Consider the following 591-nt stretch of genomic DNA (forward strand, 5'->3'; position numbering starts at 1 on the left):
TAGCCCGGATAAATTCCGCGATCTTTACGTGCCAGCAGAATGCGTTCGCAGGCAACAATGTAGGCTGCCGTACGCAGTGAGCAGGATTTCTCTGCCGCTTTTTCCCACACGTGTACCATCGCATCGGTCATGATTTTGTCCATGCGATTGTTAATCTCTTCTTCGCTCCAAAAGAAGCTAGCCATGTCCTGAACCCATTCGAAGTAGCTGACGGTTACGCCGCCGGCGTTACAAACAACGTCAGGGACAACCACGATACCGCGGCTTGCCAGAACGTCGTCGGCATCCGGATAGGTTGGGCCGTTAGCGCCTTCGAGTACCAGTTTACAGGTCAGCGTTTCCGCGCGGTGACGGGTGATCTGGCCTTCGAGCGCGGCCGGGATCAGAATATCCATCTCCAGGCTCCAGAAGGCTTCGCTGGCAATGGTTTCAGCGCCCGGGAAACCGGCAATCTGTTTGTGCTCCAGTTGCCAGGCAGACAACGCGGCCATGTCGATACCCGTTGAGTTAAACAGCGTTGCGGTGTGATCCTGAATCGCGACCACGCGTGCTCCTGCTGCCGCGAACAGGCGGGCGGCTTCACTGCCGACG

Annotated in this window: 1 protein-coding gene; it reads right to left on the reverse strand. The window is 57.2% G+C overall.

The window, feature by feature from the left end; all coding sequences use genetic code 11:
- Positions 1-591, reverse strand: a 591-nt coding sequence (locus FDW87_RS23015) for a Glu/Leu/Phe/Val dehydrogenase (RefSeq protein WP_252363254.1), incomplete at both ends; no start/stop codon positions are given.

Origin of the sequence: Citrobacter sp. wls826, from assembly GCF_005281245.1 — a bacterium.
GTDB lineage: Bacteria > Pseudomonadota > Gammaproteobacteria > Enterobacterales > Enterobacteriaceae > Citrobacter > Citrobacter braakii.